This window comes from Agrococcus sp. BE272, assembly GCF_031457935.1.
Lineage (GTDB): Bacteria > Actinomycetota > Actinomycetes > Actinomycetales > Microbacteriaceae > Agrococcus > Agrococcus sediminis.
On sequence record NZ_JAVDXL010000001.1, the window covers coordinates 376,637 to 403,343 of the forward strand.

Genomic DNA, 26,707 nt, shown 5'->3' on the forward strand with positions numbered 1-26,707 from the left:
GCGCGGCAGTAGGCTGGAACGCTATGGATCAGCCCGGCCCGCTCATCGTCCAGTCCGACAGGACTGTGCTGCTCGAAGTCGCACACCCCGACGCCGCCGCCGCGAGGCAGGCGCTGCAGGTGTTCGCCGAGCTCGAGCGCGCGCCCGAGCACATCCACACCTACCGCGTCACGCGCCTCGGCCTGTGGAACGCGCGCGCCGCCGGCCACACCGCCGACGAGATCATCGGCACGCTCGACCGGCACGCGAAGTTCCCCGTGCCCGCCGGCGTCGCGCAGGACATCCGCGAGACGATCGGCCGCTACGGCCGCCTCGTCATCGAGCGCGACGACGAGGGGCTCGTGCTGCGCAGCCAGGACCGCCCGGTGCTCGAGGAGGTGCGGCGCTCGCGCAAGATCGCGCCGCTGCTCGGCGGCCCCGCCGGCGACGGCATCCGCGTCGTCGACTGGGCCCGGGGCGAGCTGAAGCAGGAGCTCGTGAAGCTCGGCTGGCCCGCCGAGGACCTCGCCGGCTACACGCCCGGCACCCCGCTCGAGATCGACCTCGTCGAGGACGGCTGGAGCATGCGGCCGTACCAGTCGGATGCGGTGACGCACTTCTCCGAGGCCGGCTCGGGCGTCGTCGTGCTCCCGTGCGGCGCGGGCAAGACGATCGTCGGCGCTGCGGCCATGGCCGCGACCGACACCACCACGCTCATCCTCGTCACGAACACCGTGTCGGCCAGGCAGTGGCGCAGCGAGCTGCTCGCGCGCACGAGCCTCACCGAGGACGAGATCGGCGAGTACTCCGGGCAGAGCAAGGAGATCAAGCCGGTCACGATCGCGACCTACCAGATCCTCACCGTCAAGCGCGGCGGCGAGTACGCCCACCTCGGCGTGCTCGACGCGCTCGACTGGGGCCTCATCGTCTACGACGAGGTGCACCTGCTGCCGGCGCCGGTCTTCAAGCTCACCGCCGACCTGCAGGCGCGTCGCCGCCTCGGCCTCACCGCGACGCTCGTGCGCGAGGACGGCCGCGAGTCCGACGTCTTCAGCCTCATCGGCCCGAAGCGGTTCGACGCGCCCTGGAAGGAGATCGAGCAGCAGGGCTTCATCGCGCCCGCCGCGTGCTTCGAGGTGCGCATCGACCTCGACGAGGACGCGCGGCTCGAGTACGCCGCGTCCACCGACCGCGACCGCTACCGGATCGCCGCCTCCAGCCCCCGCAAGATCCAGACCGTGCGGCGCATCCTCGACCAGCACCCCGACGAGCCGACGCTCGTGATCGGCCAGTACCTCGACCAGCTCGAGGAGCTCGCGGCCGCGCTCGACGCGCCGCTCATCACCGGCGAGACGCCCGTCTCCGAGCGCGAGCAGCTGTTCCAGGCGTTCCGCGACGGCAGCGAGCGGGTGCTCGTGGTGTCGAAGGTCGCCAACTTCTCGGTCGACCTGCCGGATGCGTCGCTCGCGGTGCAGGTCTCGGGCTCGTTCGGCTCGCGGCAGGAGGAGGCGCAGCGCCTCGGCCGGCTGCTGCGACCGAAGGGCGGCCGCACCGCGAGCTTCTACACCGTCGTCGCGCGCGACACGGTCGACCAGGAGTTCGCGCTCGGCCGGCAGCGCTTCCTCGCGGAGCAGGGCTACGCCTACACGATCCTCGACGAGCACGACCTCGGCGTCGCCGACCACGCGATCGTCTGATCGCGTGCACCGACGTCCCGCTGGTTCTCAGGAAGCACTCAGCGGACGACCAGAGACTTTGCCCATGACCGAACCCAGCGCCAAGATCCTCGTCGTCGACGACGAGCCCCACATCCGCGACCTGCTGACCACGAGCCTGAGGTTCTCGGGCTTCGACGTGCGCGCCGTCGGCGCGGGCGCCGCCGCCATCTCGGCGGTGCTCGAGGACGAGCCCGACCTCATCCTGCTCGACGTGATGCTCCCCGACATCAGCGGCTTCGGCGTGACCAAGCGCCTCCGCGCATCGGGCTTCACCTCGCCCATCCTCTTCCTCACCGCGAAGGACGACACGGAGGACAAGATCACCGGCCTCACCGTCGGCGGCGACGACTACGTCACGAAGCCCTTCTCGCTCGACGAGATCATCGCGCGCATCAAGGCGATCCTCCGCCGCACGATGGCCGAGGCCGACGACGCGACCATCCACGTCGGCGAGCTGGCGATGAACCAGGACACGCACGAGGTGACGGTGCGCGGCGCCGAGATCGAGCTCTCCCCCACCGAGTTCAAGCTGCTGCGCTACCTCATGCTCAACGCGAACCGCGTGCTGTCGAAGGCGCAGATCCTCGACCACGTGTGGGAGTACGACTTCAACGGCGACGTCGGCATCGTCGAGTCGTACATCTCGTACCTCCGCCGCAAGATCGACGACGGCAGCAGCGACCCGATGATCGTCACGAAGCGCGGCTTCGGCTACATGCTGAAGTCCCCCAAGGCGTAGGTGGTCGAGCGCCTCAGGAGCCTGCTCGGCCGCATGTCGCTGGCCGGGCGCATCAGCGCGCTGACGGTGCTCGTGATGGCGCTCGGCCTCGCGCTCGCCGGCGTCGGCACGCTCGCGATCATCCGCGACGCGCAGCTCGCCGAGCGCGACATCGAGATCGAGCAGGCGATGCGCGCGTTCACGAGCGAGCCGGTGACGCGCTCCGACTCGCCCGAGCAGTGCGACCTGGCGCAGCGCATGCCGAACACCTACTTCCTGGGCGTCGCCGATGCATCCGGCACCGTCCTGTGCGACAACAAGCTCCCGGGGCCGGCCAACCCCGACGTGAGCGGCATCGACATCGGCACGGTCGTCAGCGAGGAGGAGGCGTTCACCGTGCCGTCGATCGACGGCCAGACCCGGTGGCGGATGCTCGTGGCGCCGACGACCGTCGAGGGCTCGGGCGAGCTGCTGGTCTCGATCGTGGCCGCCGACATGACCTCGATCGAGACGTCGACGGCCACCTTCACCCTCGTGTTCGCCGGGTTCTCGGGGCTCGCGGTCGTGCTGGGCGCGGCGCTCACGCGCATCCTCGCCGTGTCGACCCTGCGCGGCCTGCGCCGCGTCGCGTCGGAGGCGCAGCGCTTCGCCGACGGCGACTACGACACGCGTCTGACGGGCGAGCACCCGCACACCGAGGTGGGCTCGCTCCAGCAATCGCTCAACGCCATGCTCGACCGCATCGAGGCCGCGATCGAGCAGCGCGACGAGTCGGTCGCGCAGATGCGGCAGTTCGTGGGCGACGCGAGCCACGAGCTGCGCACGCCGCTCGTGTCGGTGCGCGGCTACGCCGAGCTCTACCGGATGGGCGCGATCACGAAGCCCGAGGATGTCGGCAGCGCCATGGAGCGCATCGAGGGCGAGGCGAAGCGCATGGCGCGACTCGTGGAGGACCTCCTGCAGCTCGCGCGCCTCGACGAGCGCCGGCCGCTCGACCTGCAGCCGCTCGACCTCGTGCCGCTCGTCAACGACGCGGCGAGCGACACCCGCGTCGGCGCCCCCGAGCGGCACGTGCAGGTGCTGCCGGTCGACGCGGACGCGCTCGGCCCGGTCGCTGGCGCGGAGGACGACGCGCCGACCGCGCTCTTCACGCCGCCGCCGCTCACGCCACCCGCGATCGTGCTGGGCGACGAGCTCTCGCTGCGGCAGGTGATCTCCAACCTGATCGGCAACGCGCTGCGCTACACGCCCGAGGGCAGCCCGATCGAGCTCGGCGTCGGCGTCGCGACGCGCCGCCGCGAGGCGATCGTGCTCGTGATCGACCACGGGCCCGGCGTGCCCGACGACCTCCGCGACCGCATCTTCCAGCGCTTCTACCGCGCCGACCCCTCGCGCACGCGCGAGAGTGGCGGCAGTGGGCTGGGCCTCGCGATCGTGCGCGGCATCGTGCGCGCCCACCACGGGCGGGTCGACGTGGTGGACACGCCGGGCGGCGGCGCGACGTTCCGCATCGCCATCCCGCTCGCCGACGACCGCGCCGTCATGGCGCTCAGCGAGCGGCTGCGCCCCGACGCGAGCACCACCACCGGCGGCGCCCGCGATCCACAGGTGCCGCTGCGCGGGCTCGCCTGAGGCGCCGAACTCCGTACGGTGTGCCCTCGAGCGCGGATGCGCCGCGCAGGAGAGAGGGCATCATGAGCAGGTTCGTCGTCGACGCCGACGCCATCCACGGCGCGCACGTGGCGGTGCGCGGCACCGCCTCGCGGCTGCAGTCCGAGGCCGCCGCCATGCACGGACAGCTGCAGGCGCTCCAGGACTCGTGGACGGGGCAGGCGTCCGTCGCGTTCCAGGGCGTGCTGCAGGACTGGCGCGCCACCCAGCTGCGGGTGGAGGAGTCGCTCGCGAGCATCAACGAGGCGCTCGCGCACGCGGGCAGGCAGTACGCGGAGGTGGAGCAGGGCAACGCGCGGATGTTCGCCGGCTGACCCTCGCTGCCTCCGGTGGTCGAGCCGCGGCCGCAGGCCGCGAGTCGAGACCACCGCCGCGGGGCGCCTCCCGCTGGTCGAGCAGGACCTCACCCCACCCGTTGGTCGAGTAGCCGCCGCAGGCGGCGTATCGAGACCACCGCCGCGGGGCTGTCCTCCGCTGGTCGAGCAGGAGCTCACCCCTCCCGCTGGTCGAGTAGCCGCCGCAGGCGGCGTATCGAGACCATGACACGGCGAAGGGCCCCAGCATTGCTGCTGGGGCCCTTCGCTCGGTGGACGGGGTCTCGATACGCGGCCGCCGTCGGCGGCCGCTACTCGACCTTGAGTCCTCCGGCGTCAGGTCCGCGTCGCGGACCTGACGCCTGCGGACTCAAAAGTCCATGCCACCCGTCGGGTCGGCCGGCATGGCCTGCGCCTTCTCGGGCTTGTCGGCGACGACGGCCTCCGTGGTGAGGAAGAGGCCGGCGATCGACGCGGCGTTGGCGAGCGCGGAGCGCGTCACCTTCACCGGGTCGGCGATGCCCGCGGCGAGCATGTCGACGTACTCGCCCGTGGCGGCGTTGAGGCCGTGGCCGACCGGGAGGCCGCGCACCTTCTCGGCGACGACGCCCGGCTCGAGGCCGGCGTTGAGCGCGATCTGCTTCAGCGGAGCGTCGACGGCCACGCGCACGATGTTCGCGCCCGTCGCCTCGTCGCCCGTGAGCTCGAGGCCCTCGAACGCGGTCTTCGCGGCCTGGATGAGGGCGACGCCACCACCGGCGACGATGCCCTCCTCGACGGCTGCCTTCGCGTTGCGCACGGCGTCCTCGATGCGGTGCTTGCGCTCCTTCAGCTCGACCTCGGTCGCGGCACCCGCCTTGATGACGGCCACGCCGCCGGCGAGCTTCGCGAGCCGCTCCTGCAGCTTCTCGCGGTCGTAGTCGCTGTCGGTGTTCTCGATCTCCGAGCGGATCTGGCGCACGCGACCGGCGATCGCGTCGGCCTCGCCGGCGCCCTCGACGATGGTCGTCTCGTCCTTCGTGATGACGACCTTGCGCGCACGGCCCAGCAGGTCGAGCGTGGCGTTCTCGAGCTTGAGGCCGACCTCCTCGGAGATCACCTGGCCGCCCGTGAGGATCGCCATGTCGGCGAGCATCGCCTTGCGGCGGTCGCCGAAGCCGGGGGCCTTGACGGCGACCGACTTGAAGATGCCGCGGATCTTGTTCACGACGAGCGTGGCCAGGGCCTCGCCCTCGACGTCCTCGGCGATGATGACGAGCTGCTTGCCCGCCTGGATCACCTTGTCGACGATCGGGAGCAGGTCCTTGATGTTCGAGATCTTCGAGTTGACGATCAGGATGTACGGGTCCTCGAAGACCGTCTCCTGGCGCTCGGGGTCCGTGACGAAGTACTGCGACAGGAAGCCCTTGTCGAAGCGCATGCCCTCGGTGAGCTCGAGCTCGGTGCCGAAGGTGTTCGACTCCTCGACGGTGACGACGCCCTCCTTGCCGACCTTGTCGATGGCCTCGGCGATGAGCTCGCCGATCTCCGGGTCGGCGGCCGAGATCGATGCCGTCGCGGCGATCTCCGCCTTGGTCTCGACCTCCTTGGCGTTGGCGAGCAGCTGCTCGCTCACCGCGGCGGTGGCCTTCTCGATGCCGCGCTTGAGGCTGATCGGGTCGGCGCCCGCAGCCACGTTGCGCAGGCCCTCGCGGACGAGCGCCTGAGCGAGCACGGTGGCCGTCGTCGTGCCGTCGCCGGCGACGTCGTCGGTCTTCTTCGCGACCTCCTTGACGAGCTCGGCGCCGATCTTCTCGAACGGCTCCTCGAGCTCGATCTCCTTGGCGATCGAGACGCCGTCGTTCGTGATGGTGGGGGCGCCCCACTTCTTCTCGAGCACGACGTTGCGGCCGCGCGGGCCGAGGGTCACCTTCACCGCGTCGGCGAGCGTGTTGAGTCCACGCTCCAGCCCGCGACGGGCCTCCTCGTTGAATGCGATCATCTTTGCCATTGCAGTTCGTCCCTCCTGGACGCTGTGGACGTTCAACTGGCACTCCGACGAAGGGAGTGCCAGTAGCCAAGTCTGGCACTCGACCCATGCGAGTGCAAGCCGCGCGAGGCTCAGGGCTCGGGCGCGCGCGAGACCTCGCTGTCGACGTCCGGCTCCGTGCTCGGCGCGGTGCCCACCGCATCCGTGCCGAGCACCACCGTGATGGGCGTGCCCGAGATGCGGCCGTCCGACTGCAGCGCCTCGCCGACCCCCAGCTGCTGGGTGATGCCGCGCGCGACCGGCTCGAGCTCGGGCGCGTCGAACCACACGACCGTGCGGTCGTCGCCGCCCGTGCTGCCGCCGGTCGCCACCACCGGCCAGCCGGCGTCCGCGAGCGCCTGGCCGACGCCCGCCGCGAAGGCGTGGTCGTCGCCGTCCTCGTCGAGCACGGTGATGGATGCGTCGAGCGCCGGGTCGATCTGGCTCGGGTCGGTCACCACGGCCGGCGCGGTCTCGGTCGGCACCGGAGCCTGCGGCCGGAGCCGGTCGAGCACGAAGAGGCCGACCGCCGTCAGCACGACGGCGATCGCGAGCGCGCCCAGCAGGATCGCCCAGCGCGGCCAGCTGCGCGTCGACGCCGATCGGTGGGCGCCGACGCGGTGCGGCCGGCTCACCGGCCCTCGCGCAGGCTGAGCAGCCGCCGCACGAGCATCGGGTCGTGGCGCAGCGCCTCGGTCGTCTCGAGCACGCCGTCGAGCACCTGATAGTAGCGGGTCGTCGTCCAGCCGAACTCGGCGCGGATCGCGCGCGCCTTCGCTCCGCCGTGGCTCGTCCAGCCGGCCTCGAAGTCGAGGAGGCGGCGGATGCGCGCCTCGCGCGCCGCCTGCAGGTCGTGCGCCGACGCATCCGTCACCGCCGCCGGGCCCGGCGACGCGGGCTCGGTCCGCGAGTCCGCGGCCGCGAACGCGAGGGCGGCCGCCTCGTCGGCGGAGGCCTCCCTGCGCGGGCGAGGGTCGGTCGGCATGCCCTCGATCCTACGACCGGCGCAGGCGTCCGCTCACCGCGAAACGCGAGCCGGGCGGGCGTAGCATCGAGGCATGACCCCTTCGATCGATCGCTCCGACGCCGAGTGGCGCGAGGCCCTCTCCCCCGACGCCTACCGGGTGCTGCGCGAGGCCGGCACCGAGCGCCCCTGGACGGGCGCGCTGCTCGACGAGCAGCGGCAGGGCGTCTACGCCTGCGGCGCGTGCGGCAACGAGCTCTTCGACGACGAGACGAAGTTCGACTCCGGCTGCGGCTGGCCGAGCTTCTTCGACGCGCGCGACGACGCGGTCGAGCTCATCGAGGACCGCTCGCTCGGCATGGTGCGCACCGAGGTGCGCTGCGCGAAGTGCGGCAGCCACCTGGGCCACGTGTTCAAGGACGCGCCGCAGACCCCGACGGGCGACCGGTTCTGCATGAACTCGCTCGCGATGACCTTCACGCCCGAGGACTGACCCGGGGCCTCCTGCGCCGCATCGCCGACACGGCGACCGCGACGATCGTGAGTGCGGCGCCGATGAGCGACCACACCGTCACCGGGTGACCGGCGGGCAGCAGCGCGTCGAGCAGGAGCGACGTGACGACCTGCCCGCAGATGACGCCGAGGCCCATCGTGAGCACCCCCAGGTGGTGCACCGCGACCGACATGAGCGCGATGAACATGATGCCGAGCAGCCCGCCGGCGTAGAGCCACGGCTCGGTCGGCAGCGGCTGCGCGGTGACGCCCGCCGCGGTCTGCACGAGCACGATCGCGCCGAGCGCGATGGTGCCGACGAGGAAGTTCGAGACCGTCTGCGCCATCGCCGAGCCCGAGCGGCGCTGCACGATGCCGCCGAACGCCTGCTGCACCGACTGCAGCAGGCCCGCGATGAACGGCAGCACGACAAGCCAGGCGCCCTCGAGCCGGCCTGCGCCGACGAGCGCCACCCCGACCGCGACGAGGGCGAGTAGCGCGCCGAGCACGCGCTGCGGCGTGATGTGCTTGCGCGCGAGCCCGCCGATGCCCAGGCGGTCGATGAGCAGACCGCTGACGGTCTGGCCGGCGACGACCCCCACCGTGTAGAGCGCGACGCCGGTCGTGCCGACGACGAGGCCCTGCGTCGCCACGAGGAACGCGCCGAAGAGGCCCGTGGAGGCGAACCACCACGGCAACGTGCCGTCGCGGAGCACGCCCACAAGCCGTCGCACGCCGGCGCGGATGCCGGGCGAGACGGCGAGCAGCGCCGCGAGCACCGCGAGCCCCACGCCGAACGAGATGAGCGCGGCGAGCATGCCGTGCTCGAGCCGGGCGCCGAGCTCGCCGTTGATGCGGCTCTGGATGGCGAGGCCGGTGCCGGCCGTGACCGAGGCGAGCACCCACAGCAGCCCGCCGAGGCCGGGCGCCGCGTCGCGCTGGGTGCTGGACGGGCGCAGTCGACTCACCGGTCAAGCCTAGAATGGCGGGGTGCCGCGGGCGAATCCGCCCGGCCCGCCTCCTTAGCTCAGTGGTAGAGCAACGCTCTTGTAAAGCGTAGGTCGTCAGTTCGATCCTGACAGGGGGCTCCCTGGTCCCCTCGCTGCCTCCCGCCGACTAGCGCCTTGCGCGATCGAGAGGCGCCTCCTGCGATCGACCGGCGCCGCGCGCGATCGAGTGGCGCGTTGCGCGATCCAGTGGCGCCACTCGATCGCCGAGCGCGCCACTCGATCGCCGGAGGCGCCACTCAGACGCGGGAGGCGCCACTCAGCCGGCAGGCGGCACGCAGGGCCGCGGCGCGCCTAGGAGGGCTGCTGCTCCGCCACGAAGGCGGCGAGCGCCGCGGGGTCGCTCACGTCGCCGGCGAAGGTGACGCCGTCGACGATCACCGTCGGCACCCCGCGCAGCGGTTCGACGCCCTGCAGCGGCTGCTCGATCGCGCGCACGGTCGCCTGCCGCACCCACCAGGCGAAGTGGGCGCCGTCGATGCACGCGCCCACGTCGGCGCCGTGCTCGGCGGCGAGCGCCGTCACCTCGCTCGCCTCGAACGGCCGCTCCTGCAGGTGGGCGACGAGCGCCGTCTGGAAGGGCCGGTACGCCTCGGGCGCGCCGTCCGCGACGCACGCGAGCGCGTTCGCCCCGAGCGTCGACGCGTAGCCGTTCTCGATCTGGTCGCCGAGCGACACCGGCAGGTACGACACCCGGGCCTGCCCCGCATCCGCCATCGCCGTCAGCTGCTCGCCGCTCGCGGTCAGCAGCCGCGCGCAGTACTCGCACGACGCGTCGAGCACGACGAGGATGTCGTGCACCCCGGATGCCTCGGGCAGCGCCTCGGGGACGCCGTCGGCGGGCACGGGGTCGGCCTCGATCGCGCCGCCCGCCTCGAAGGCGATGGCGTCGGCCATGTTCGCGGGCCCGTCGGCCGCGCCGAGCGTGACGATCTCGCCGCCGAGCTCCTGCTGCAGCGCCTCGAGCGCCGGGTCGCGGATCACCCAGCGACCCGACACGAGCACCGTCTGCTCCTGCAGCTGGCGCTGCGTGGCGATCGCCTGCGCGGCGTCGGCGTCGGCGGCGAGGATCAGCTCGGTGTCGGCGCCGCACGCGGCGACCACCGGGTCGTCCTCGGCGGCGCGGTACTGCTCCACGAGCTCGGCGCACTCGCCGCCGGCCTCGAGGTAGGCGGCGCCCAGCTCGCCGATCGTGGTGATCGGCGGCGGGGGCGTCGCAGCGCACCCTGCGAGCAGTGCGAGCGCGGCGACCGCGCCCCCTGCCAGCAGGGTGCGCAGGCGCATCAGCCCTCGCTCGGGGCGGGCGTCTCGGTCGGCTCGCCGCCCTGCTGGCCGGCGGCCGCGGTGACGAACGCCTGGAAGCCGGCGGCGTCGGCGGGCGAGCCCGGGTACTTCTGGCCGTTGACGATGACCGTCGGCGTGCGGTCGGCGACCACGCCGTCGGTGCCCGGCAGCGGCTGCGTACCGGCGCGCACGGTGGCGTCCTCGGCCCAGCTCATGAAGCGGCCCTCGTTGATGCAGTCGGCGAGGCCGCCCTCGGTGTCGATGCCGGCGCCCTGGGCGAGGCCGATGATCTCCTCGTTGGTGAGGCCCGCGGTCGACTCGGCCGGCTGGTTGTCGTACATGGCCGAGTTGAAGGCCCAGAACTGGTCGGGCGCGAACTCGGCGACGCAGCCGGCGGCCGACGCGGCGCGGGTCGAGAACTTCGTGCCGAGCGAGGCGCGGTCGAGGATCGTGATCGGGTGGATCTCGACGGTGGCGGCGCCCGTCTGCATGAGCTGCTCGAGCGTGGCGCGGTTGGCCTCGTCGAACGTGCCGCACACGGGGCACATGTAGTCCTGGTAGATCTCGATCTGCACGACGTCGTCGCGCGGCTCGGTCGGTGTCGGCTCGGCGTCGGCGGGCGTCGCGGCGGTGCGCTCGGCGACGAAGTCCTGGCCGATGACGATGCCGTTCGAGGCCATGTTCTCGGGGCCGGGGCCGGCGGGCCGGATGCTGTTGACGATCACGACGGCCACGATCGCGACGATCGCCACCGCGGCGACGATGATGCCGCCCACGGTGAGGCCCTTCTTCAGGCGTTCGCGCCGCTGGCGCTCCTCCTGCATCTTGCGGGCCTGCTCCCGCGCCTGGGCGCGACGCTCGTTCTTCGTCAGCTTCTCGGTCATGCGTCCTGTCCTGGGGTCGGCCGGGATGTGTCGGCGGTCGGCGCTGAGGGATCGCACCGTCCTCTAGGGTACCGGGCCGCTGACGTGCCAGGATGTCCCTGCGGGCGATGCCGCCCGTCCTCACCACTACGGATCGTCCGGCACGTCCCTGCCGGTGGAAAGGAAGCACGACGATGGCGTCTGTGACGTTCGACAACGCAACCCGGCTCTATCCGGGGAGCACCAAGCCCGCGGTCGACTCGATCGACCTGGAGATCGCCGACGGCGAGTTCCTCGTCCTGGTCGGCCCCTCCGGCTGCGGCAAGTCCACCACCCTCCGCATGCTCGCGGGCCTCGAGGAGGTCAACGACGGCCGGATCATGATCGGCGACCGCGACGTCACCGACATGCCGCCGAAGGACCGCGACATCGCGATGGTCTTCCAGAACTACGCGCTGTACCCGCACATGACGGTGGCCGAGAACATGGGCTTCGCGCTCAAGATCGCGGGCGTCGCCAAGGAGGAGCGCGCGAAGCGCGTCGAGGAGGCGGCGAAGCTGCTCGACCTCGAGCCCTACCTCGGCCGCAAGCCGAAGGCGCTCTCGGGCGGCCAGCGCCAGCGCGTCGCCATGGGCCGCGCGATCGTGCGCCAGCCGCAGGTGTTCCTCATGGACGAGCCGCTGTCGAACCTCGACGCCAAGCTGCGCGTGCAGACGCGCACGCAGATCGCGTCGCTGCAGCGCCGCCTCGGCGTCACGACCGTCTACGTCACGCACGACCAGACCGAGGCTCTCACGATGGGCGACCGCATCGCGGTGCTGAAGGACGGCATCCTGCAGCAGGTCGGCACGCCGCGCGACCTCTACGCGAACCCGGCGAGCGTCTTCGTCGCCGGCTTCATCGGCAGCCCGGCCATGAACCTCATGTCGCTGCAGATGAGCGACCAGGGCGTGCACTTCGGCCAGCACCTCACCACCATCGAGCGCGAGCGGCTCGCGAAGGCGAAGGAGGGCGTCATCGTGGGCGTCCGCCCCGAGGACGTCTCGGTCTCCGAGCAGGGCGACGGCCTGCCGGTCGAGGTCGACCTCGTCGAGGAGCTCGGCGCCGACGGCTACCTGTACGGCCACGCCGACGTCGAGGGCAAGCGCGTCGACATCGTCGCGCGCGTCGACGGCCGCAACCACGCGACCGCAGGCGACACCGTCTACATCACGCCCGACCCCGAGCACCTGCACGTGTTCGACAAGGAGTCGGGCACGCGCCTCTGAGCGCGCACCGAGCGACGGGCCCCGGCATCGCGCCGGGGCCCGTCGCCGGGTCCGCGGGCGCCGGGATCGCCCCTGGGCGGATGCGCGGGCGGGCCTACGATGGCCGCATGCGCTCCGACATGCGGATCACCTCCTCGGTGATGGACGCGACGCTGCTCGACCTGCCCTGGGACCTGCCGCTCGACGAGTGGAGCGAGGACGACGTCGTGCAGCTGCCCAAGGGCATCTCGCGCCACCTCGTGCGCTTCGCGCGGCTGAACGGCCGGGTCGTCGCCATCAAGGAGACGACCGAGGAGATGGCGTCGCGGGAGTACTCGATGCTCCGCACCCTGCAGCGCCTCGATGTGCCGTGCGTCGAGCCGCTCGCGGTGATCGCGGGGCGCTCGGACGCCGACGGCGAGCCGTTGAACGCCGCGCTCGTGACCCGGCACCTGCGCTTCTCGCTCCCCTACCGCGCGCTCTACTCCTCCTCGATGCAGCCGTCGACCGCGCAGCGCCTCGTCGACGCCCTCGCGGGCCTGCTCGTGCGGCTGCACCTCGTGGGCTTCTACTGGGGCGACGTGTCGCTGTCGAACACACTGTTCCGCCGCGACGCGGGCGCCTTCGCCGCCTACCTCGTCGACGCCGAGACCGGCACCCTCGAGCGCGACGGCCTCTCGGACGGCCGCCGCGAGGACGACCTCGAGGTCGCGCGCGTCAACATCGCGGGCGAGCTGCTCGACCTCGCCGCCGGCGAGCGCCTCGACCCCTCGATCGACCCCGTCGCGGTCGCCGGCTCCATCGTCGAGCAGTACCGCTCGCTGTGGCACGAGCTCACCACCGAGCAGGTGATCCCCGCCTCCGAGCGCTGGCGCATCCGCGACCGCATCGAGCGCCTGAACCTGCTGGGCTTCGACATCGAGGAGCTCTCGATCAGCACGGGCGACGGCGGCACGACCGTGCGCATCCAGCCCAAGGTCGTCGACCCCGGCCACCACCACCGGCGGCTGCAGTCGCTCACGGGCATCGACGCGCAGGAGAACCAGGCGCGCCGGCTGCTCAACGACCTCGACGAGTACGTCGCGGTGCAGCACGACCAGCGCCCGAACGTCGGCGACGAGGCGCTCGCCAACGAGTGGTTCGAGCAGGTCTTCGCGCCGATCGTCGAGTCGGTGCCGCTCGAGCTGCGCGGCAAGCTCGAGGGCCCCGAGGTGTTCCACCACGTGCTCGAGCACCGCTGGTACCTGTCGGAGCAGCGGCAGTGCGAGGTGCCGCTCGTCGAGGCGGCCGCGAGCTACATCGAGACGCAGCTCGCGTACCTGCGCGACGAGGCGGCGCTGCTCAACGTGCCGACGACGATGACGATGCCGATCGTCACCCTGCAGGACCTGCAGGACGACGAGGACGACGGCGACTGGCGCGACAAGGTGTGACGCCCGGCGCTGCGCCGAGCGCGGCGGCTCAGCGCTCGGAGCGGCGCTTCGCGACCTCGTAGAGCGTGACGGATGCGGCGATGCCGGCGTTGAGCGACTCGGTCATCGACTCGATGGGGATCGAGACGATCGCGTCGCACGTCTCGGCGACGAGGCGCGACAGCCCCTTGCCCTCGCTGCCCACGACGATGACGAGCGGCCCGTTGGCGAGCTCGAGCTCGTGGAGCGCCACGTCGCCGTCGCCGTCGAGGCCGATGACGAAGCAGCCCTGCGACTTCAGCTCCTTGAGCGAGGCGGTGAGGTTCGACGCCATCGCGACCGGCACGCGCGCGGCGGCGCCGGCGCTCGTCTTCCAGGCGCTCGCGGTGACGCCCACCGAGCGGCGCTGCGGCACGATGACGCCCTGCGCGCCGAACGCGGCGGCCGAGCGGATGATCGCGCCGAGGTTGCGCGGGTCGGTGACGCCGTCGAGCGCGACGAAGAGGGGCGTCTGGCCGCGGTCGACGACCTGCTCGAGCAGGTCGATCGGGTGCGCGTACTGGTACGGCGGCACCTTGAGCGCGACGCCCTGGTGCACGGTGTCGTGGCCCGAGATGCGGTCGAGCTCGGGGCGCATCACCTCGAGGATGGGCACGCCGCGCTTCGTCGCGATCGAGAGGATCTCCTTCACGCGGTCGTCCATCTCGAGGCGCGCGGCCAGGATGAGCGACGTCGCCGGGATCTTCGTGCGGAGCGCCTCGAGCACCGCGTTGCGGCCGGTCACGAGCTCGGAGTCGTCCTTGGCCGACGTGGGCTTGCGGTGCCGCGGCGGCTGCGACGGGCGGCCCTTCGACGAGGCGGCCTCGTAGCGCTCGCGCGCCGCCTTGCGCTTGCCGGCGACGTGCCAGGAGCGGTCCTCGGCCTTCGGCGTGGGGCCCTTGCCCTCGAGGGCCTTGCGGCCGTGGCCGCCGGTGCCCTTGAGGGGGCCCTTCTTGCGCGGCGTGCGCTGCGGCTTGCTCATGCGATGCTCCAGGTGGTCGTGTGCTTGCCGTCCTCGACGAGGATGCCGGCGGCCGCGAGCGCGTCGCGGATGCGGTCGGAGGCGGCGAAGTCGCGCGCCTCGCGGGCCGAGCGGCGCTCCGCCAGGAGCGTCTCGACGAGGCTCGCGAGCGCGCCCGCCTCGGCCGACTGCCCAGAATGCCACACCTCGTCGCCCGGGTCGAGCCCCAGCACCCGCAGCATCGCGAGCACCTGGCCCGCTCGCTCGAGGGCCGCCCGGTCGTCGCCGGCGTCGAGGGCGATGTTCGCGGCGCGCGCGGTGTCGTGCAGCACCGCCACCGCCTGCGGGGTCGAGAGGTCGTCGTCCATGGCCGCGCCGAACGCATCCGGCACCGCCTCGTCGGGCAGCGCTCTGATGCGCGCCGCGCGGTCGAGCATCGCCTCGATGCGGCCGAACGCCGTCTCGGCCTCGGCGAGCGAGCCGCCCTCGAGGCTGCCGTCGGCGGTGCGCAGGTCGATCGTCGAGCGGTAGTGCGGCGCGACGAGGAAGTAGCGCGCGACGATCGGGCGCACGGCGCGCAGCAGGTCGGCGGCGAAGATCGAGTTGCCGAGCGACTTCGACATCTTCTCGCCGTCGACGTTGACGAGCCCGTTGTGGCTCCAGACGCTCGCGAAGCCGAGCCCCGCAGCGGTCGACTGGGCGAGCTCGTTCTCGTGGTGCGGGAACCGCAGGTCGAGCCCGCCGCCGTGGATGTCGAACGCGTCGCCCAGGTAGCGGCGCGCCATCGCCGAGCACTCGATGTGCCAGCCGGGGCGGCCGCGGCCCCACGGCGACGCCCACGAGGCCGACTCGGGCTCGTCGTCCTTCTGCGCCTTCCAGAGCGCGAAGTCGCGCGGGTCGCGCTTGCCGCGCGGATCGGCGTCGGCGGCCGGCTCCATCTTCTCGACCGACTGGCGGGTGAGCGCGCCGTACGCCTCCCACGAGCGCACGTCGAAGTAGACGTCGGCCGAGCCGTCGAGCGCCGGGTAGGCGTGGCCGCGCTCGATGAGCAGCGCGATGAGCGCGTGCATCTCGGGCACGGATGCGGTGGCGCGCGGCTCGTAGGTCGGCGCGAGCACGCCGACGGCCCGGTAGGCCGCCGAGAACTCGAGCTCGACGCGGTACGCGAGCGCCCACCACGGCTCGTCGACGGCGTTCACGAGCACCTTGTCGTCGATGTCGGTGACGTTGCGCACGAACGCGACGCGCAGCCCGCGGTGCTCGAGCCAGCGGCGCCACACGTCGTAGGCGACGGCGCTGCGCACGTGCCCGATGTGCGGCGACGACTGCACCGTCGGGCCGCAGACGTACATCGACACCCGGCCCGGCTGCAGCGGCTGCAGGTCGACGACGGCCTGCTGGCGGGAGTCGTAGATGCGCACGGTCACGGGCCCAAGGCTACTGCGCCCATCCCGCCCCGACCGCTGATCGAGCAGGCGCCGCAGGCGCCGCCTCGAGATCGGCCTGTGCCGGCGGATCCGTCTCGATGCGCGCCTCCGGCGCTACTGGACGAGCGGGGAACGGCGCGCGATGAGCGCGGTCGCGATGGCCTGGACGCCCTCGCCGCGCCCGAGGGCGCCGAGCCCGTCGGTGGTGGTGCCGCTGACGCTGACCGGCGCGCCCACCATCGCCGAGAGCACCCGCTGCGCCTCGTCGCGCCGACTGCCGATGCGCGGGCGCACGCCGAGCACCTGCACCGCCACGTTCGACGGCCGCCAGCCGTGCTCGGCGAGCAGCGCGACCGCGGCGCCGACGAAGACCTCGCCGCGCGCGCCCGCGTAGCGGGGGTCGTCGACGCCAGCGAGCGCGCCGATGTCGCCGAGGCCCGCGGCGCCGAGCAGCGCGTCGACGATCGCGTGGCAGACGACGTCGCCGTCGGAGTGGCCGGCGAGGCCCTGCCCCTCCCACTCGAGCCCGGCGAGCCGCAGCGGGCCGTCGCCGCCGAAGGCGTGCACGTCGGCGCCGATGCCGACGCGGACCTCGGGAGCAGGAGCGGGCTGCGGCGCCAGCAGCGACGCCGCGCGCTCGGCGTCGGCGGGCGTCGTGATCTTGAAGGCGAGCTCGGCGCCCGCGACCGCCACGACGTCGACGCCGAGCGCCTGCACGAGCTGCGCGTCGTCGGTCGAGGCGGCTCGGTCGGGCGCCTCGGCGTAGGCGCGGCGCAGCACCGCGGCGTCGAAGCCCTGCGGGGTCTGCATCGCGCGCAGCCGCGAGCGGTCGACGATCCCGCCGAGCTCACCATCGTGCGCCTCGCGGATCGTGTCGATCACCGGCAGCACCGGCACCACCGCCGCGGCGCCCGCCGCGAGCGCGTCGATCACCCGCTGCACGACCTCGCGCGGGGTCAGCGCCCGGGCCGCGTCGTGCACGAGCACGCGGCGCGCGTCGCCGACGGCGGCGAGGCCCGCGGCCACCGAGTCGGCGCGCGTCGCGCCGCCCGCCACCACCGACGCGACGACCCCCGCGCGCTCGGCGATCGCCGACGCATCCGCCTCGAGCCCGGTCGGCGCCACGACGACGAGCCGCGCGTCGACGCCCGCGAGGCCGCGCAGCGCGTGCTCGAGGATGGTCGCGCCCGCGACCTCGGCGAAGGCCTTCGGCACGCCGCGGCCGAGGCGCGTGCCGCTGCCGGCGGCGACGACGATGAGGGCGGTGTCGGTCACCCGGTCAGCCTAGGGCGCGCGCGGCGCCATGGTCTCGAGACGGCGGCCCTGCGGTCCGCCTCCTCGAACCTCGGGCGGGGCGACAGCAGAAGAGGCGCCCTGCCTTGGGGACAGGGCGCCTCGGTCTGCGGTGCGGCTCAGCTCGCGGGGGCGAGGGCCTCGTCGAGGCGCGACGCGGCCGCGTCCTCATCGGTGTGCTCGGCGAGCGCCAGCTCGGACACGAGGATCTGGCGCGCCTTCGCGAGCATGCGCTTCTCGCCCGCCGACAGGCCGCGGTCCTGGTCGCGGCGCGACAGGTCGCGCACGACCTCGCTCACCTTGATCACGTCGCCCGAGGCGAGCTTCTCGACGTTCGCCTTGTAGCGGCGGGCCCAGTTGGTCGGCTCCTCGGTGAAGTCGGCGCGCAGCACCTCGAACACGCGGCCGAGGCCCTCCTCGCCGATCACGTCGCGCACGCCCACCATGTCGACGTTCTGCGCGGGGACCTCGATCGTCAGCCCGCCCTGTGCGACGTTGAGCTTGAGGTAGGTCGTCTCGACGCCCTTGATCTTGCGGACCTTGACCTCGGTGATCGTCGCGGCGCCGTGGTGGGGGTAGACGACCGTCTCTCCGACCTCAAAGTTCATCGAATGCTCCTCGTCATAGCCAGAACCTTGATTTTATCACAGCGTGTCGCTCGCGAGCGCGTACCCGAGGGTGGTTGGATCGCGCTCCGCGCTGGCTCCTGGCCCGCGTCGACCGGTCGCCCCGACGCCCGTCGCGGCGGGCGGCGTACTAGAGTGAAGCCCGACCGGCGGCGCATCCGAAGCAGCGCTGCCGGCCTCGTCGAAAGGGTCCCCGTGCGTCACCGCTCCCTCGCCGCAGCAGCCGCAGCCGTCGTCGTCGCGCTCGCCGCGACCGGCTGCAACATCCTCACGCCGCAGGCGACGACGATCCAGTACGACGCATCCGACGGCATCTCGGGCCAGACCGGCACGGTCGAGTTCCACAACGCCATGCTCATCGGCGAGCCCGAGGGCGACGCGCTCAACCTCGCGGTCACCTTCACCAACGACGGCGAGGCCACCTTCGTCGAGGTGCGCGTCGACGACGAGGCGCAGCAGGTGCGCATCCCGAGCGGCGTCACCACCTACGGCTTCCCCGAGCAGCAGCTCGTCTTCGAGGCGGGCGGCGACATCGAGTTCGGCGCGCAGCGGAACGTCTCGTTCCAGGCCGACGGCGCCGAGCCGGCGGGCGTGGGCGTGCAGGTCTTCTCGACCGAGTTCCCCGACTACGCCGACTTCGCGCCCGTCGCGGGCGAGTGAGGCGGGCTACCGCTCGAAGCGGTAGCCGAGCCCCCGCAGCGTGACCACGCGGGTCGGGTTCGAGGGGTCGTCCTCGATCTTCGCCCGCAGCCGCTTGATGTGCACGTCGAGCGTCTTCGTGTCGCCGAAGTAGTCGCTCCCCCACACCCGGTCGATGAGCTGGCCGCGCGTCAGCACGCGCCCGGCGTTGCGCATCAGGTACTCGAGCAGCTCGAACTCGCGCAGCGGCATCGCCACCTCGGCGCCGCCGACGGTGACGGTGTGGCTGTCGGCGTCGAGGCGCACCGGGCCGACCTCGACCACCGAGTCGTCGTCCTCCTCCTCGGCCGCGCGGCGGCGGAGCACGGCACGGATGCGCGCGACGAGCTCGCGGGACGAGTACGGCTTCGTCACGTAGTCGTCGGCCCCGAGCTCGAGCCCCACGATCGTGTCGACCTCGCTGTCCTTCGCGGTCACCATGATGATCGGCACCTGCGAGGTGCGGCGGATGTGCCGGCACACCTCGGTGCCGCTGCGACCGGGGAGCATCAGGTCGAGGAGGATGAGGTCGGCGCCGTCCTGCTCGTACATCTGCACCGCGCGGTCGCCGTCGTCGGCGTGCGCCGTCTCGTAGCCCTCGAGCTCGAGCAGGTACGACAGGGGCTCGGCGAGCGCGTGCTCGTCCTCGACGATCAGGATGCGCGTCATGCAGTCTCCTTCGCGGGGGCGCCGGCGACCGGCAGCCGCAGGGTGAAGGTCGAGCCCTGACCGGGGCGCGACCAGAGCGTGATCTCGCCGCCGTGGCTGGCGGCGACGTGCTTCACGATACTGAGGCCGAGGCCGGTGCCGCCGGTCACCCGGCTGCGCGCGGGGTCGACGCGGTAGAACCGCTCGAAGACCCGCTCCTGCTCCTCCGGCGCGATGCCGACGCCCTTGTCGGTCACCGCGATCTCGACGATGCCGTCCGCGACGCGCACGCCGACGCCGACGTGCGTCGCCTCGGGCGAGTACTGCACGGCGTTCGCGACGAGGTTCTGCACGGCCATCGTGACGAGCTCCTCCGAGCCCAGCACCTCCGCCTCGTCCAGCACCCGCGGGATGATGCGCATCCGCTTCGCCGCCGCCTGCACCTTGTTGCGGTCGATCGCGACGTCGACGATGCGGCTGATCGAGACGCGCTCCGCGTGCGCGAGCGGGTCGGCGGCCTCGATGCGCGACAGGTCGATGAGCTCCTTCGACATGCGCGCGAGCCGATCGGCCTCGAGCTGCATGCGGCCGGCGAAGGCGCGCACGCGGGCGGGATCCTCGGCGGCCGCCTCGATCGCCTCGGCGAGCACCGCGACGGCGCCGATGGGGGTCTTCAGCTCGTGGCTGATGTTGGCGACGAAGTCGCGCCGCACGCCCGCGAGCCGCAGCTCCTCGGTGCGGTCGGCGGCGAGCACGAGCATGAAGCGGTTGCCGAGCGGCGCGACGCGCACCCGCAGGTGCATCTCGGTGCCCGTGCCGATGCGGCCGCGGCGGTGCACGAGGTCGAGCACCTCGGCCTCGCCGGTGCGCCACACGCGCCGCACCGCGGCGAGGATCTCGGGCGAGCGCAGCGCGCGCCCGTCGACGAGGTCGAGCGCGACGGCGCCCGGGGAGGAGAGGATGACCTGGCTCGAGCCGTCCATGACGATGCCCGCCGACTCGAGCACGTGCACCATCGCGGCGATGCCGTCGGGCACCGGCTCGCTCGCGATCGCCATCACCCGGCGGCCGCGCTGCGCGGCCACGCCGAGCAGATGCACCGAGGCCGCTCCGATCGCGAAGCCCAGCAGGAGCGCGAGGAGCACGTACCAGGAGGCGTCCACCCCGCCAGCGTAGTGGCGCGCGATGTACCCCCCTGGGGTTCAGACTGCGGACACCCCCCGGTAACCTGGCGACGAAACACTCGGTGTCCGACCATGCCCGTGCTGCGACGCAGTGGGCGGCACAGCAAGGAGCAGGAGCAATGCGCGACGTCTTCCAGCAGGAGCTCGCCGAGGTGCAGGACCGCCTCGTCGACATCGCCAACCACGTCATCGTCTCGATCGAGGCGGCGGTGCGGGCGTTCGGCGACTCGAACGTGCAGCTCGCCGAGCAGGTGATCGCCGCCGACCCGCTCATCGACGACAAGGCGTCCGCCCTCGACGAGCTCGCGATCGACATCATCGCCCGTCAGTCGCCGGTCGCCCGCGACCTGCGCATCGTCGTCTCGGCGCTGCGCATCTCGGCGTCGCTCGAGCGCATGGGCGACCTCGCCCGGCACATCGCGATGCTCGCGCGCTACCGCTTCCCGATGCAGGTGGTGCCCGAGTCGCTGCAGCCGACCTTCGCCGAGATGGGCGCGAGCGACATCGAGATCGCCAAGCTGCTGCGCGACCTGCTCGCGACCCAGGACCTCTCGATCGCCGAGCGCATCGAGGCCTCGGACGAGCACGTCGACCAGCTGCACCGCGACGTCTTCTCGCACGTGCTCGGCACCGAGTGGCAGGGCGCAGCGCACACGACCGTCGATGCGACGCTCGCGAGCCGCTACCACGAGCGCTTCGCCGACCACGCGGTCGGCATCGCCAAGAAGGTCAAGTACCTCGCGACCGGCGACTGGGTGGGCGACGAGGATGCGCACGCGGCGCTGTCGCCGGAGCCGGTGCAGCCCGCCGACCTCGGCTGAGCCGCCCCGCACGACGAGAGGGCCCCGCGATCGCGGGGCCCTCTTCGCGTGCTCGCGTCAGCGCGAGGTCAGTGCTTGCCCTGGCTCGCCACGGCGGCGGCACCGGCGGCCGCGGCCTCCGGGTCGAGGTACTCCCCCGGCCCGAGCGGCATGTTGTCATCGCCGAGGCGGTAGACGAGCGGGATGCCGGTGGGGATGTTGAGGGCCGCGATGTCGTCGTCGGAGATGCCGTCGAGGTGCTTCACGAGCGCGCGCAGCGAGTTGCCGTGCGCGGTGACGAGCACGGTGCGGCCCGCGTCGAGGTCCTTCGTGATCGTCGACTCCCAGTAGGGCAGGAAGCGCTCGATGACGTCCTTCAGGCACTCCGTCTTCGGCACCTCCCCGTCGATGTCGGCGTAGCGCGGGTCGTCGGCCTGCGAGTACTGGTTGTCGTCGGCGATGGGCGGCGGCGGGGTGTCGAACGAGCGGCGCCAGAGCATGAACTGCTCCTCGCCGTACTGCTCGAGCGTCTCGGCCTTGTCCTTGCCCTGCAAGTCGCCGTAGTGGCGCTCGTTGAGCCGCCACGAGCGGTGCACGGGGATCCAGTCGCGCTCGGCCGCGTCGAGCGCGATGTTGGCGGTCTTGATCGCGCGGGTGAGCAGCGACGTGTAGAGCACGTCGGGCAGCACGCCGTGCTCGCGCAGCAGCTCGCCGCCGCGCTTCGCCTCCGCCTCGCCCTTCGGCGTCAGCGGCACGTCGACCCAACCGGTGAACTGGTTGCTCTCGTTCCACGTCGACTGGCCGTGGCGGAGCAGGATGAGGGTGCGCTCGGTCATGCCGCCAGCCTAGCCCGCGGGCGCGTGCCGGAGCCGGGTGCGGCCGCTGGGGCGGCTGCGCCCGAGCGGGGCCGGCGCGCCCGCCCCCGTCGGGCGCAGCGGCCCCCGTCGGCGGCGGCGCCTGGGGCCCGGCTGCGCGGCCGGGGTAGCATCGACGCCGACGGAGGGGACGCGATGGAAGCGCTGCGCAGGCTCGCTCCGCGAGGGCCGCTGGCCCCGCGGCGGCTGCTGCTCGCGCTGCTCGCCGTCACCGCGATCCTCGTGGGGCTGCTCGCGATGCATACGCTCTCCGGCGGCGGGCACGCCGCCCACGAGGCGGGCATCGCGCAGGCCACCGCCCCCGACGGGCACGCCGCACCCGCTGCGGCCGCCGCCCACGGCGACCACGCCGGGCACGCGATGCCGGCCGCAGCGCCGGACGAGCCGGCCGGGCTGCTCGCCGCCCTCGACTGCAGCGACGACGGGTGCGAGGGCCTCGCCGCGATGGCCGCGGGCTGCGTGCTCGCGCTGCTCGCGCTCGTCCTCGTCGTGCGGCCCTCCGTCGCGGCGACGCTCCTGCGGCTCCCCCGCGGCGTCCTCGCCGAGCGCGCGCCGCCGCGGCGCCCGGTGCCCGCCCTCACCCTCGTCGAGCTCTCGATCAGTCGGACCTGATGGCGCCCGCGCGCGCTGCGGCATCGCCGCGGCGCGCACCGAGCCCACCGCATCCGATCGACCGAGAGAGAACCCCGATGAAGACGACCACTCGCGCGCTGCTGCTCAGCGCGCTCACGACCGCGCTCGTGCTCACGGGCTGCAGCAGCAGCCCCGACGCCGAGCCCGCCTCGACCCCCACCGCCGCCGAGACCGCGCCCGCCGCCACGAGCGGGGCGGATGCGTCGGAGGGCAACCAGCACGACGTGACGTTCCTCGAGAACATGATCCCCCACCACCAGCAGGCCATCGACATGAGCGAGATCGTGCTCGCGAAGGACGGCGTCGACGAGCGCGTCGCCGACCTGGCGGAGCGGATCCGGGCTGCGCAGCAGCCCGAGATCGAGGAGATGACCGCCCTGCTCGAGGAGTGGGGCTACGAGGTGGACGCCTCAAACGGCCACGGCGGCCACGGCATGGGCACCGGCGGCGGCATGATGATGTCCGAGGACGACATGGAGGCGCTCGAGGCCGCCGACGGCGCCGAGGCGTCGCGCCTGTTCCTCGAGCAGATGATCGTGCACCACGAGGGCGCGATCATGATGGCCGAGGCGCAGCTGAGCATGGGCCGCGCCGACGCCGTGGGCGAGCTCGCCCAGCGCATGCTCGACGACCAGACCGCCGAGATCGCCGAGATGCGGCAGCTGCTCACCGAGCTGTGACGCAGGCGGGGACGGCCTCCGGGTCGTCCCCGCCCCTCCCGCGCCGCAGCCCAGCGCCGCCCACTCCTGCGCGCTCCCGCGCACCGCGAACCGTCCACCGCCGATCCCTCGAGGAGGACCGCATGTCCCACCACCACGACCAGTCCCGCCACGGCGCATCCGACCACGGCAGCCCCGCCCGCATGTACGTGAAGTTCGGCATCATGCTCCTGCTGAGCCTCGGGCTCATGTGGGTGCTGTCGATGTCGATGGTGCGCGAGCCCGGCCACTTCATCCTCAACCTCAGCAACTTCTACATGGCGCTCATCATGGTGGCCGCGATGGGCATCCTGATGCTCGTCGGCATGTGGTCGATGTTCCGCAGCGCGAAGGCCAACATCGCGCTGCTCATCGGCTTCGCGGCGCTGCTCGTCGGGGCGTTCGCGCTCGGCCGCAGCGAGGCGTTCGTCGGCGACCGCGCGTTCCTGGAGTCGATGATCCCCCACCACTCGCGGGCGATCCTCGTCTGCCAGGAGGCCGACCTCAGCGACCCCGAGGTCGTCGCCCTGTGCGACAGCATCGTCGAGGCGCAGCGGGAGGAGATCGCCCAGATGCAGGGCATCCTCGACCGGCTGGAGTGACGCGCGCCGGCCCGCCGCGACAATGGAGGCGTGGCGAAGCCGACTGGGCGCATCACGCGCGGCACGACCGGGGTGAACCGGCTGCGCCGCGTCGACCGCTGGATCGCCGCGCAGCCGGCCGCGCGCGTGCCCGGCTGTCTCGTGGTCGACCTCGGCTACGGCGCGAGCGCCACCACGAGCCTCGAGCTGCACGAGCGGCTCGCGCGCGGCAACCCGACTCTCGAGGTGCTGGGGCTCGAGATCGACCCGGAGCGCGTCGCCCGCGCGACCGCCGAGCTCGCCGCGGCCCGCGAGGCGGGCCCGACGCGGTACGGCCGCGCGATCGCGGCGGATGCGCGGGTGTCGTTCGCGCTCGGCGGCTTCGAGGTGCCCGCGCCGCGGCCGCCGCACGTGATCCGCGCGATGAACGTGCTGCGCCAGTACGACGAGGCCGAGGTCGCCGGCCACTGGGCGACGATGCTCGAGCGGCTCGCGGCGGGCGGTCTGCTCGTCGAGGGCACCTCGAACGAGGTCGGCCGCGTCTGCTCCTGGGTGGCGCTCGACGCCGCCGGCCCCCGCTCGCTCACGATCGCGCTCAAGGTCGACGAGCTCGGCTCCGACGCGATGGAGGCGCCGTCGGTGGTCGCGGAGCGGCTGCCGAAGGCGCTCATCCACCGCAATGTGCCGGGCGAGCGCGTGCACGCGCTGCTCGCCGAGCTCGACCGCGCGTGGGCGTCGCATGCGCCGCTCGCCGACTTCGGCGCGGTGCAGCGGTGGCAGGCGACGGTGCGGCGGATGCGCGACACCGGCTGGCCGGTGCTCGGCACGGCGGCGAGGTGGCGGCTCGGCGAGCTGACGGTCGCGTGGGAGGCGGTCGCGCCGCGCGCGTGAGCCGCGCGCGCTACGCCGGCGGCGCCGGCCGGCGCACCGCGCCGAGCCGCGGCAGGCGCGGCGGCCGGTGCGCGTGGCCCGCCGTCGGCGGCACGAGCACCTGCTGGGCGGCGGCGACGAGCACGCCGTCGGCCGTGCGCACCGCGAGGTCCTCGTCGGCGGGCGCGCCGCGCTTGACCACCGCGAGGGCGATCGGGCCGAGCTCGTCGTGCATCGCGGCCGAGGTGACCGTGCCGACCTCTGCGGCATCCTCGCCCGGCCGCACCACCGCATCCCCCGCCGCCACCGGCGCGTTCTCGGAGCCGTCGAGGTGCAGCAGCACCACGCGGCGCGGCGGGGCGCCGAGGTTGTGCACCTTCGCGACCGTCTCCTGCCCGCGGTAGCAGCCCTTCTGCAGGTGCACCGCGGTGGTGAGCCAGTCGAGCTCGTGCGGGATCGACCGCTCGTCGACCTCGGCGAGCGCCGGGCGGCCGGCGGCGATGCGCAGCGCGTCGGCGGCGAGCGTGCCGACGAAGCGCGCCGGGTCGAGCGCGGCGGCCTCGTCGGGTGCGAGGATCGCCTCCGACCAGCGCCACGGCTCCCCCGTCGGCTCGCCGTAGCGCACGCCGCCAGGCGCGACCTCGGGCCAGCCGTCGATCCACGCGAGGCCGACGGCCGGCTCGCCCGCGGTGCCGACGACCACGACCTCCGGCCGGTCGATCTCGACCTGCTTGAAGAAGCGCATCCGCGTCAGCCACGCCTCGAGCGCGTCGCCCGTGCCGGCGTCGACGAGGATCCAGAGCTCGTCGCCCGTCCACCGCAGCCGCAGCGTGTGCTCGATGCGCCCCTCGGGCGAGAGCACGAGCGTCTCGGCCGAGTCGCCCGGCGCGAGCGCCGTGAGCGCCTGGCTCGTGATCGAGTCGAGCCACGGCAGCGTGTCGGGGCCGCTCATGCGCAGCACGTCGCGCGGCAGCAGCACGAGCGCGCCCTGCCGCAGCCGGCGCTGCTCGGCCATCGGGTTGCCGACGTGCAGCGGCAGGCCGGTGGCCTCGTCGAGCACGGCGCCCGGGATCGCGGCGGCGAGCGCGGCGGCGCTCATCGGCCCTCGTTCGCCTCGCTCGGCGTGACCCGGGCGAGCCTCGCCGAGGCGTGGCTCTCGAGCCCCTGGCCGAGCGCCGCGAGATCCCACGCCCACAGCAGGTGCTGGTCGACGAGGCCGAGCATGCGGGTGGAGGCCGTGTGCTCCTTCGCGCCCGCGCCGCGCAGCACCGCGTCGGTCGCGAGGTCGATGCGCGGGCCGTCGATCGTGCCGAGGTAGAGCTCGGCGACGCCGGCCGGATGCGCGATGAGGGCCTGCAGGTCGAAGGCGCCGTCGGGGCGGCGCAGGGCCTCGACCGCCTCGGCGGAGTCGTAGGCCGGGGTGCCCTCGGGCGGCAGCATGCCGGGACCGGCGTCGGCCTCGGCCGCGGGCCGGGCGAGCCGCCAGAAGCCCGTCTCGGCCGCGAGCGGCGTCAGCTGGTCGTCGAGGATCCAGGCGTACGCCTCGTACGCGAGGTAGGGGTGGCCGTGGTGGGCGAACGAGACGCGCTGCCCGAACTCGCGCTCGACGGTGCGGTCGCCGACCGGGAAGGAGAGCACGCCCGTGCCCTCCCAGCTGCCGATCAGCCACTGCAGCGGGCCGAGCTCCGCCGGGAGCGTGGGATCGAGCTCGAGCACC

The 26,707-nt window shown here is 73.1% G+C and carries 28 protein-coding genes and 1 tRNA gene; 14 read left to right on the forward strand and 15 right to left on the reverse strand.

Annotated features, from left to right (window positions below; all coding sequences use genetic code 11):
• Positions 1-23: 23 nt before the first annotated feature.
• From J2X49_RS01770 to J2X49_RS01785, 4 genes are all read left to right on the forward strand, one after another.
• Positions 24-1,676, forward strand: a complete 1,653-nt coding sequence (locus J2X49_RS01770) for a DNA repair helicase XPB (RefSeq protein WP_310121805.1) — start codon at positions 24-26, stop codon at positions 1,674-1,676.
• Positions 1,677-1,740: 64 nt separating this feature from the next.
• Positions 1,741-2,436 (forward strand): response regulator transcription factor, encoded by a 696-nt coding sequence (locus J2X49_RS01775; protein WP_310121807.1) that lies wholly within the window; start codon positions 1,741-1,743, stop codon positions 2,434-2,436.
• Complete coding sequence (locus J2X49_RS01780; protein ID WP_310121810.1) at positions 2,437-4,047, forward strand: HAMP domain-containing sensor histidine kinase; 1,611 nt, start codon at positions 2,437-2,439, stop codon at positions 4,045-4,047.
• A 62-nt stretch (positions 4,048-4,109) separates the two neighbouring features.
• The gene (locus J2X49_RS01785) at positions 4,110-4,400 is read left to right on the forward strand and encodes a WXG100 family type VII secretion target (RefSeq protein ID WP_128188566.1); all 291 of its coding nucleotides are present in this window, start codon (positions 4,110-4,112) and stop codon (positions 4,398-4,400) included.
• A gap of 370 nt (positions 4,401-4,770) precedes the next feature.
• Here the strand turns inward: J2X49_RS01785 and groL are convergent, their stop codons facing one another.
• From groL to J2X49_RS01800, 3 genes are all read right to left on the reverse strand, one after another.
• On the reverse strand, positions 4,771-6,390 hold the full coding sequence (gene groL, locus J2X49_RS01790; protein WP_128188565.1) for a chaperonin GroEL: 1,620 nt from the start codon (positions 6,388-6,390) through the stop codon (positions 4,771-4,773).
• 110 nt (positions 6,391-6,500) lie between these two features.
• The gene (locus J2X49_RS01795; protein WP_310121817.1) at positions 6,501-7,043 is read right to left on the reverse strand and encodes a LytR C-terminal domain-containing protein; all 543 of its coding nucleotides are present in this window, start codon (positions 7,041-7,043) and stop codon (positions 6,501-6,503) included.
• The gene (locus tag J2X49_RS01800) at positions 7,040-7,393 is read right to left on the reverse strand and encodes a DUF3263 domain-containing protein (RefSeq protein WP_310121819.1); all 354 of its coding nucleotides are present in this window, start codon (positions 7,391-7,393) and stop codon (positions 7,040-7,042) included. Before J2X49_RS01800 ends, J2X49_RS01795 begins: the two co-directional genes overlap by 4 nt.
• Positions 7,394-7,466: 73 nt before the next feature.
• Here J2X49_RS01800 and msrB point away from each other — a divergent pair, with 73 nt between their 5' ends.
• Positions 7,467-7,865: a peptide-methionine (R)-S-oxide reductase MsrB gene (msrB, locus tag J2X49_RS01805; protein ID WP_128188562.1), complete on the forward strand. Its 399-nt coding sequence runs from the start codon at positions 7,467-7,469 to the stop codon at positions 7,863-7,865.
• Here the strand turns inward: msrB and J2X49_RS01810 are convergent.
• The gene (locus J2X49_RS01810) at positions 7,849-8,832 is read right to left on the reverse strand and encodes a DMT family transporter (RefSeq protein WP_310121821.1); all 984 of its coding nucleotides are present in this window, start codon (positions 8,830-8,832) and stop codon (positions 7,849-7,851) included. The two genes, msrB and J2X49_RS01810, sit on opposite strands and share 17 nt — an antisense overlap.
• Positions 8,833-8,880: 48 nt before the next feature.
• Here J2X49_RS01810 and J2X49_RS01815 point away from each other — a divergent pair.
• Positions 8,881-8,952 (forward strand) — tRNA-Thr (locus J2X49_RS01815).
• Positions 8,953-9,165: 213 nt separating this feature from the next.
• On the opposite strand, the gene J2X49_RS01820 is transcribed toward J2X49_RS01815, so the two are convergent.
• On the reverse strand, positions 9,166-10,155 hold the full coding sequence (locus J2X49_RS01820; RefSeq protein WP_310121824.1) for a thioredoxin domain-containing protein: 990 nt from the start codon (positions 10,153-10,155) through the stop codon (positions 9,166-9,168).
• Positions 10,155-11,039 carry a thioredoxin domain-containing protein gene (locus J2X49_RS01825; protein WP_128188559.1) on the reverse strand — a complete coding sequence of 295 codons (885 nt, stop codon included), beginning with the start codon at positions 11,037-11,039 and terminating at the stop codon, positions 10,155-10,157. Before J2X49_RS01825 ends, J2X49_RS01820 begins: the two co-directional genes overlap by 1 nt.
• A 173-nt stretch (positions 11,040-11,212) precedes the next feature.
• On the opposite strand from J2X49_RS01825, the gene J2X49_RS01830 reads away from it, so the two are divergent.
• Together J2X49_RS01830 and J2X49_RS01835 are read left to right on the forward strand one after the other, a co-directional pair.
• Positions 11,213-12,286, forward strand: coding sequence for a sn-glycerol-3-phosphate ABC transporter ATP-binding protein UgpC (locus J2X49_RS01830; RefSeq protein ID WP_310121827.1), 1,074 nt, complete (start codon positions 11,213-11,215; stop codon positions 12,284-12,286).
• Between the two features lie 107 nt (positions 12,287-12,393).
• Positions 12,394-13,698, forward strand: coding sequence for a DUF4032 domain-containing protein (locus J2X49_RS01835; RefSeq protein WP_128190348.1), 1,305 nt, complete (start codon positions 12,394-12,396; stop codon positions 13,696-13,698).
• Positions 13,699-13,726: 28 nt separating this feature from the next.
• On the opposite strand, the gene rlmB is transcribed toward J2X49_RS01835, so the two are convergent.
• From rlmB to J2X49_RS01855, 4 genes are all read right to left on the reverse strand, one after another.
• Positions 13,727-14,698, reverse strand: a complete 972-nt coding sequence (gene rlmB / locus J2X49_RS01840) for a 23S rRNA (guanosine(2251)-2'-O)-methyltransferase RlmB (protein ID WP_146355478.1) — start codon at positions 14,696-14,698, stop codon at positions 13,727-13,729.
• Complete coding sequence (gene cysS, locus J2X49_RS01845; RefSeq protein WP_310121834.1) at positions 14,695-16,104, reverse strand: cysteine--tRNA ligase; 1,410 nt, start codon at positions 16,102-16,104, stop codon at positions 14,695-14,697. The genes rlmB and cysS overlap by 4 nt, the downstream gene beginning before the upstream one ends.
• A gap of 114 nt (positions 16,105-16,218) precedes the next feature.
• Positions 16,219-17,379, reverse strand: a complete 1,161-nt coding sequence (gene ispD, locus J2X49_RS01850) for a 2-C-methyl-D-erythritol 4-phosphate cytidylyltransferase (protein ID WP_310121837.1) — start codon at positions 17,377-17,379, stop codon at positions 16,219-16,221.
• 137 nt (positions 17,380-17,516) lie between these two features.
• Entirely contained in the window at positions 17,517-18,005 is a 489-nt protein-coding gene (locus J2X49_RS01855) for a CarD family transcriptional regulator (RefSeq protein ID WP_128190352.1), read from the reverse strand.
• A gap of 213 nt (positions 18,006-18,218) precedes the next feature.
• Between J2X49_RS01855 and J2X49_RS01860 the strand changes: the two genes are divergently transcribed.
• Complete coding sequence (locus tag J2X49_RS01860; protein ID WP_310121841.1) at positions 18,219-18,683, forward strand: hypothetical protein; 465 nt, start codon at positions 18,219-18,221, stop codon at positions 18,681-18,683.
• Positions 18,684-18,689: 6 nt separating this feature from the next.
• Here J2X49_RS01860 and J2X49_RS01865 read toward each other — a convergent pair whose 3' ends face one another.
• Positions 18,690-19,370, reverse strand: coding sequence for a response regulator transcription factor (locus J2X49_RS01865; RefSeq protein ID WP_310121843.1), 681 nt, complete (start codon positions 19,368-19,370; stop codon positions 18,690-18,692).
• Positions 19,367-20,512 (reverse strand): cell wall metabolism sensor histidine kinase WalK, encoded by a 1,146-nt coding sequence (locus tag J2X49_RS01870; RefSeq protein WP_128190355.1) that lies wholly within the window; start codon positions 20,510-20,512, stop codon positions 19,367-19,369. The genes J2X49_RS01865 and J2X49_RS01870 overlap by 4 nt, the downstream gene beginning before the upstream one ends.
• A 140-nt stretch (positions 20,513-20,652) precedes the next feature.
• Between J2X49_RS01870 and phoU the strand changes: the two genes are divergently transcribed.
• The gene (gene phoU, locus J2X49_RS01875; protein WP_310121846.1) at positions 20,653-21,354 is read left to right on the forward strand and encodes a phosphate signaling complex protein PhoU; all 702 of its coding nucleotides are present in this window, start codon (positions 20,653-20,655) and stop codon (positions 21,352-21,354) included.
• A gap of 68 nt (positions 21,355-21,422) precedes the next feature.
• Here phoU and J2X49_RS01880 read toward each other — a convergent pair whose 3' ends face one another.
• Positions 21,423-22,169, reverse strand: a complete 747-nt coding sequence (locus tag J2X49_RS01880) for a phosphoglyceromutase (protein ID WP_128190699.1) — start codon at positions 22,167-22,169, stop codon at positions 21,423-21,425.
• A 174-nt stretch (positions 22,170-22,343) separates the two neighbouring features.
• Between J2X49_RS01880 and J2X49_RS01885 the strand changes: the two genes are divergently transcribed.
• From J2X49_RS01885 to J2X49_RS01900, 4 genes are all read left to right on the forward strand, one after another.
• Entirely contained in the window at positions 22,344-22,820 is a 477-nt protein-coding gene (locus tag J2X49_RS01885) for a hypothetical protein (protein ID WP_310121849.1), read from the forward strand.
• Positions 22,821-22,897: 77 nt separating this feature from the next.
• Entirely contained in the window at positions 22,898-23,521 is a 624-nt protein-coding gene (locus tag J2X49_RS01890; protein WP_310121851.1) for a DUF305 domain-containing protein, read from the forward strand.
• A 122-nt stretch (positions 23,522-23,643) separates the two neighbouring features.
• Positions 23,644-24,141, forward strand: a complete 498-nt coding sequence (locus J2X49_RS01895; RefSeq protein ID WP_310121853.1) for a DUF305 domain-containing protein — start codon at positions 23,644-23,646, stop codon at positions 24,139-24,141.
• A 30-nt stretch (positions 24,142-24,171) separates the two neighbouring features.
• The gene (locus tag J2X49_RS01900) at positions 24,172-25,011 is read left to right on the forward strand and encodes a class I SAM-dependent methyltransferase (RefSeq protein ID WP_310121854.1); all 840 of its coding nucleotides are present in this window, start codon (positions 24,172-24,174) and stop codon (positions 25,009-25,011) included.
• 10 nt (positions 25,012-25,021) lie between these two features.
• On the opposite strand, the gene J2X49_RS01905 is transcribed toward J2X49_RS01900, so the two are convergent.
• Both J2X49_RS01905 and J2X49_RS01910 read right to left on the reverse strand, forming a co-directional pair.
• Positions 25,022-26,089: a glycine cleavage T C-terminal barrel domain-containing protein gene (locus tag J2X49_RS01905; protein WP_310121856.1), complete on the reverse strand. Its 1,068-nt coding sequence runs from the start codon at positions 26,087-26,089 to the stop codon at positions 25,022-25,024.
• A complete protein-coding gene (locus J2X49_RS01910; RefSeq protein WP_310121859.1) occupies positions 26,086-26,706 on the reverse strand; it encodes an FABP family protein in 621 nt (206 codons plus the stop codon). Before J2X49_RS01910 ends, J2X49_RS01905 begins: the two co-directional genes overlap by 4 nt.
• Between the last annotated feature and the right edge of the window lies 1 nt (position 26,707).

What these genes read in the sequence shown, in the direction of transcription:
- J2X49_RS01770 (WP_310121805.1), top strand. Translation starts at nt 24, where the DNA reads ATGGATCAGCCCGGCCCGCTCATCGTCCAGTCCGACAGGACTGTGCTG.
- J2X49_RS01775 (WP_310121807.1), top strand. Translation starts at nt 1,741, where the DNA reads ATGACCGAACCCAGCGCCAAGATCCTCGTCGTCGACGACGAGCCCCAC.
- J2X49_RS01785 (WP_128188566.1), top strand. Translation starts at nt 4,110, where the DNA reads ATGAGCAGGTTCGTCGTCGACGCCGACGCCATCCACGGCGCGCACGTG.
- groL (WP_128188565.1), bottom strand. Translation starts at nt 6,390, where the DNA reads ATGGCAAAGATGATCGCATTCAACGAGGAGGCCCGTCGCGGGCTGGAG.
- J2X49_RS01800 (WP_310121819.1), bottom strand. Translation starts at nt 7,393, where the DNA reads ATGCCGACCGACCCTCGCCCGCGCAGGGAGGCCTCCGCCGACGAGGCG.
- msrB (WP_128188562.1), top strand. Translation starts at nt 7,467, where the DNA reads ATGACCCCTTCGATCGATCGCTCCGACGCCGAGTGGCGCGAGGCCCTC.
- J2X49_RS01820 (WP_310121824.1), bottom strand. Translation starts at nt 10,155, where the DNA reads ATGCGCCTGCGCACCCTGCTGGCAGGGGGCGCGGTCGCCGCGCTCGCA.
- J2X49_RS01825 (WP_128188559.1), bottom strand. Translation starts at nt 11,039, where the DNA reads ATGACCGAGAAGCTGACGAAGAACGAGCGTCGCGCCCAGGCGCGGGAG.
- J2X49_RS01830 (WP_310121827.1), top strand. Translation starts at nt 11,213, where the DNA reads ATGGCGTCTGTGACGTTCGACAACGCAACCCGGCTCTATCCGGGGAGC.
- J2X49_RS01835 (WP_128190348.1), top strand. Translation starts at nt 12,394, where the DNA reads ATGCGCTCCGACATGCGGATCACCTCCTCGGTGATGGACGCGACGCTG.
- rlmB (WP_146355478.1), bottom strand. Translation starts at nt 14,698, where the DNA reads ATGAGCAAGCCGCAGCGCACGCCGCGCAAGAAGGGCCCCCTCAAGGGC.
- J2X49_RS01855 (WP_128190352.1), bottom strand. Translation starts at nt 18,005, where the DNA reads ATGAACTTTGAGGTCGGAGAGACGGTCGTCTACCCCCACCACGGCGCC.
- J2X49_RS01865 (WP_310121843.1), bottom strand. Translation starts at nt 19,370, where the DNA reads ATGACGCGCATCCTGATCGTCGAGGACGAGCACGCGCTCGCCGAGCCC.
- phoU (WP_310121846.1), top strand. Translation starts at nt 20,653, where the DNA reads ATGCGCGACGTCTTCCAGCAGGAGCTCGCCGAGGTGCAGGACCGCCTC.
- J2X49_RS01880 (WP_128190699.1), bottom strand. Translation starts at nt 22,169, where the DNA reads ATGACCGAGCGCACCCTCATCCTGCTCCGCCACGGCCAGTCGACGTGG.
- J2X49_RS01885 (WP_310121849.1), top strand. Translation starts at nt 22,344, where the DNA reads ATGGAAGCGCTGCGCAGGCTCGCTCCGCGAGGGCCGCTGGCCCCGCGG.
- J2X49_RS01890 (WP_310121851.1), top strand. Translation starts at nt 22,898, where the DNA reads ATGAAGACGACCACTCGCGCGCTGCTGCTCAGCGCGCTCACGACCGCG.
- J2X49_RS01895 (WP_310121853.1), top strand. Translation starts at nt 23,644, where the DNA reads ATGTCCCACCACCACGACCAGTCCCGCCACGGCGCATCCGACCACGGC.
- J2X49_RS01905 (WP_310121856.1), bottom strand. Translation starts at nt 26,089, where the DNA reads ATGAGCGCCGCCGCGCTCGCCGCCGCGATCCCGGGCGCCGTGCTCGAC.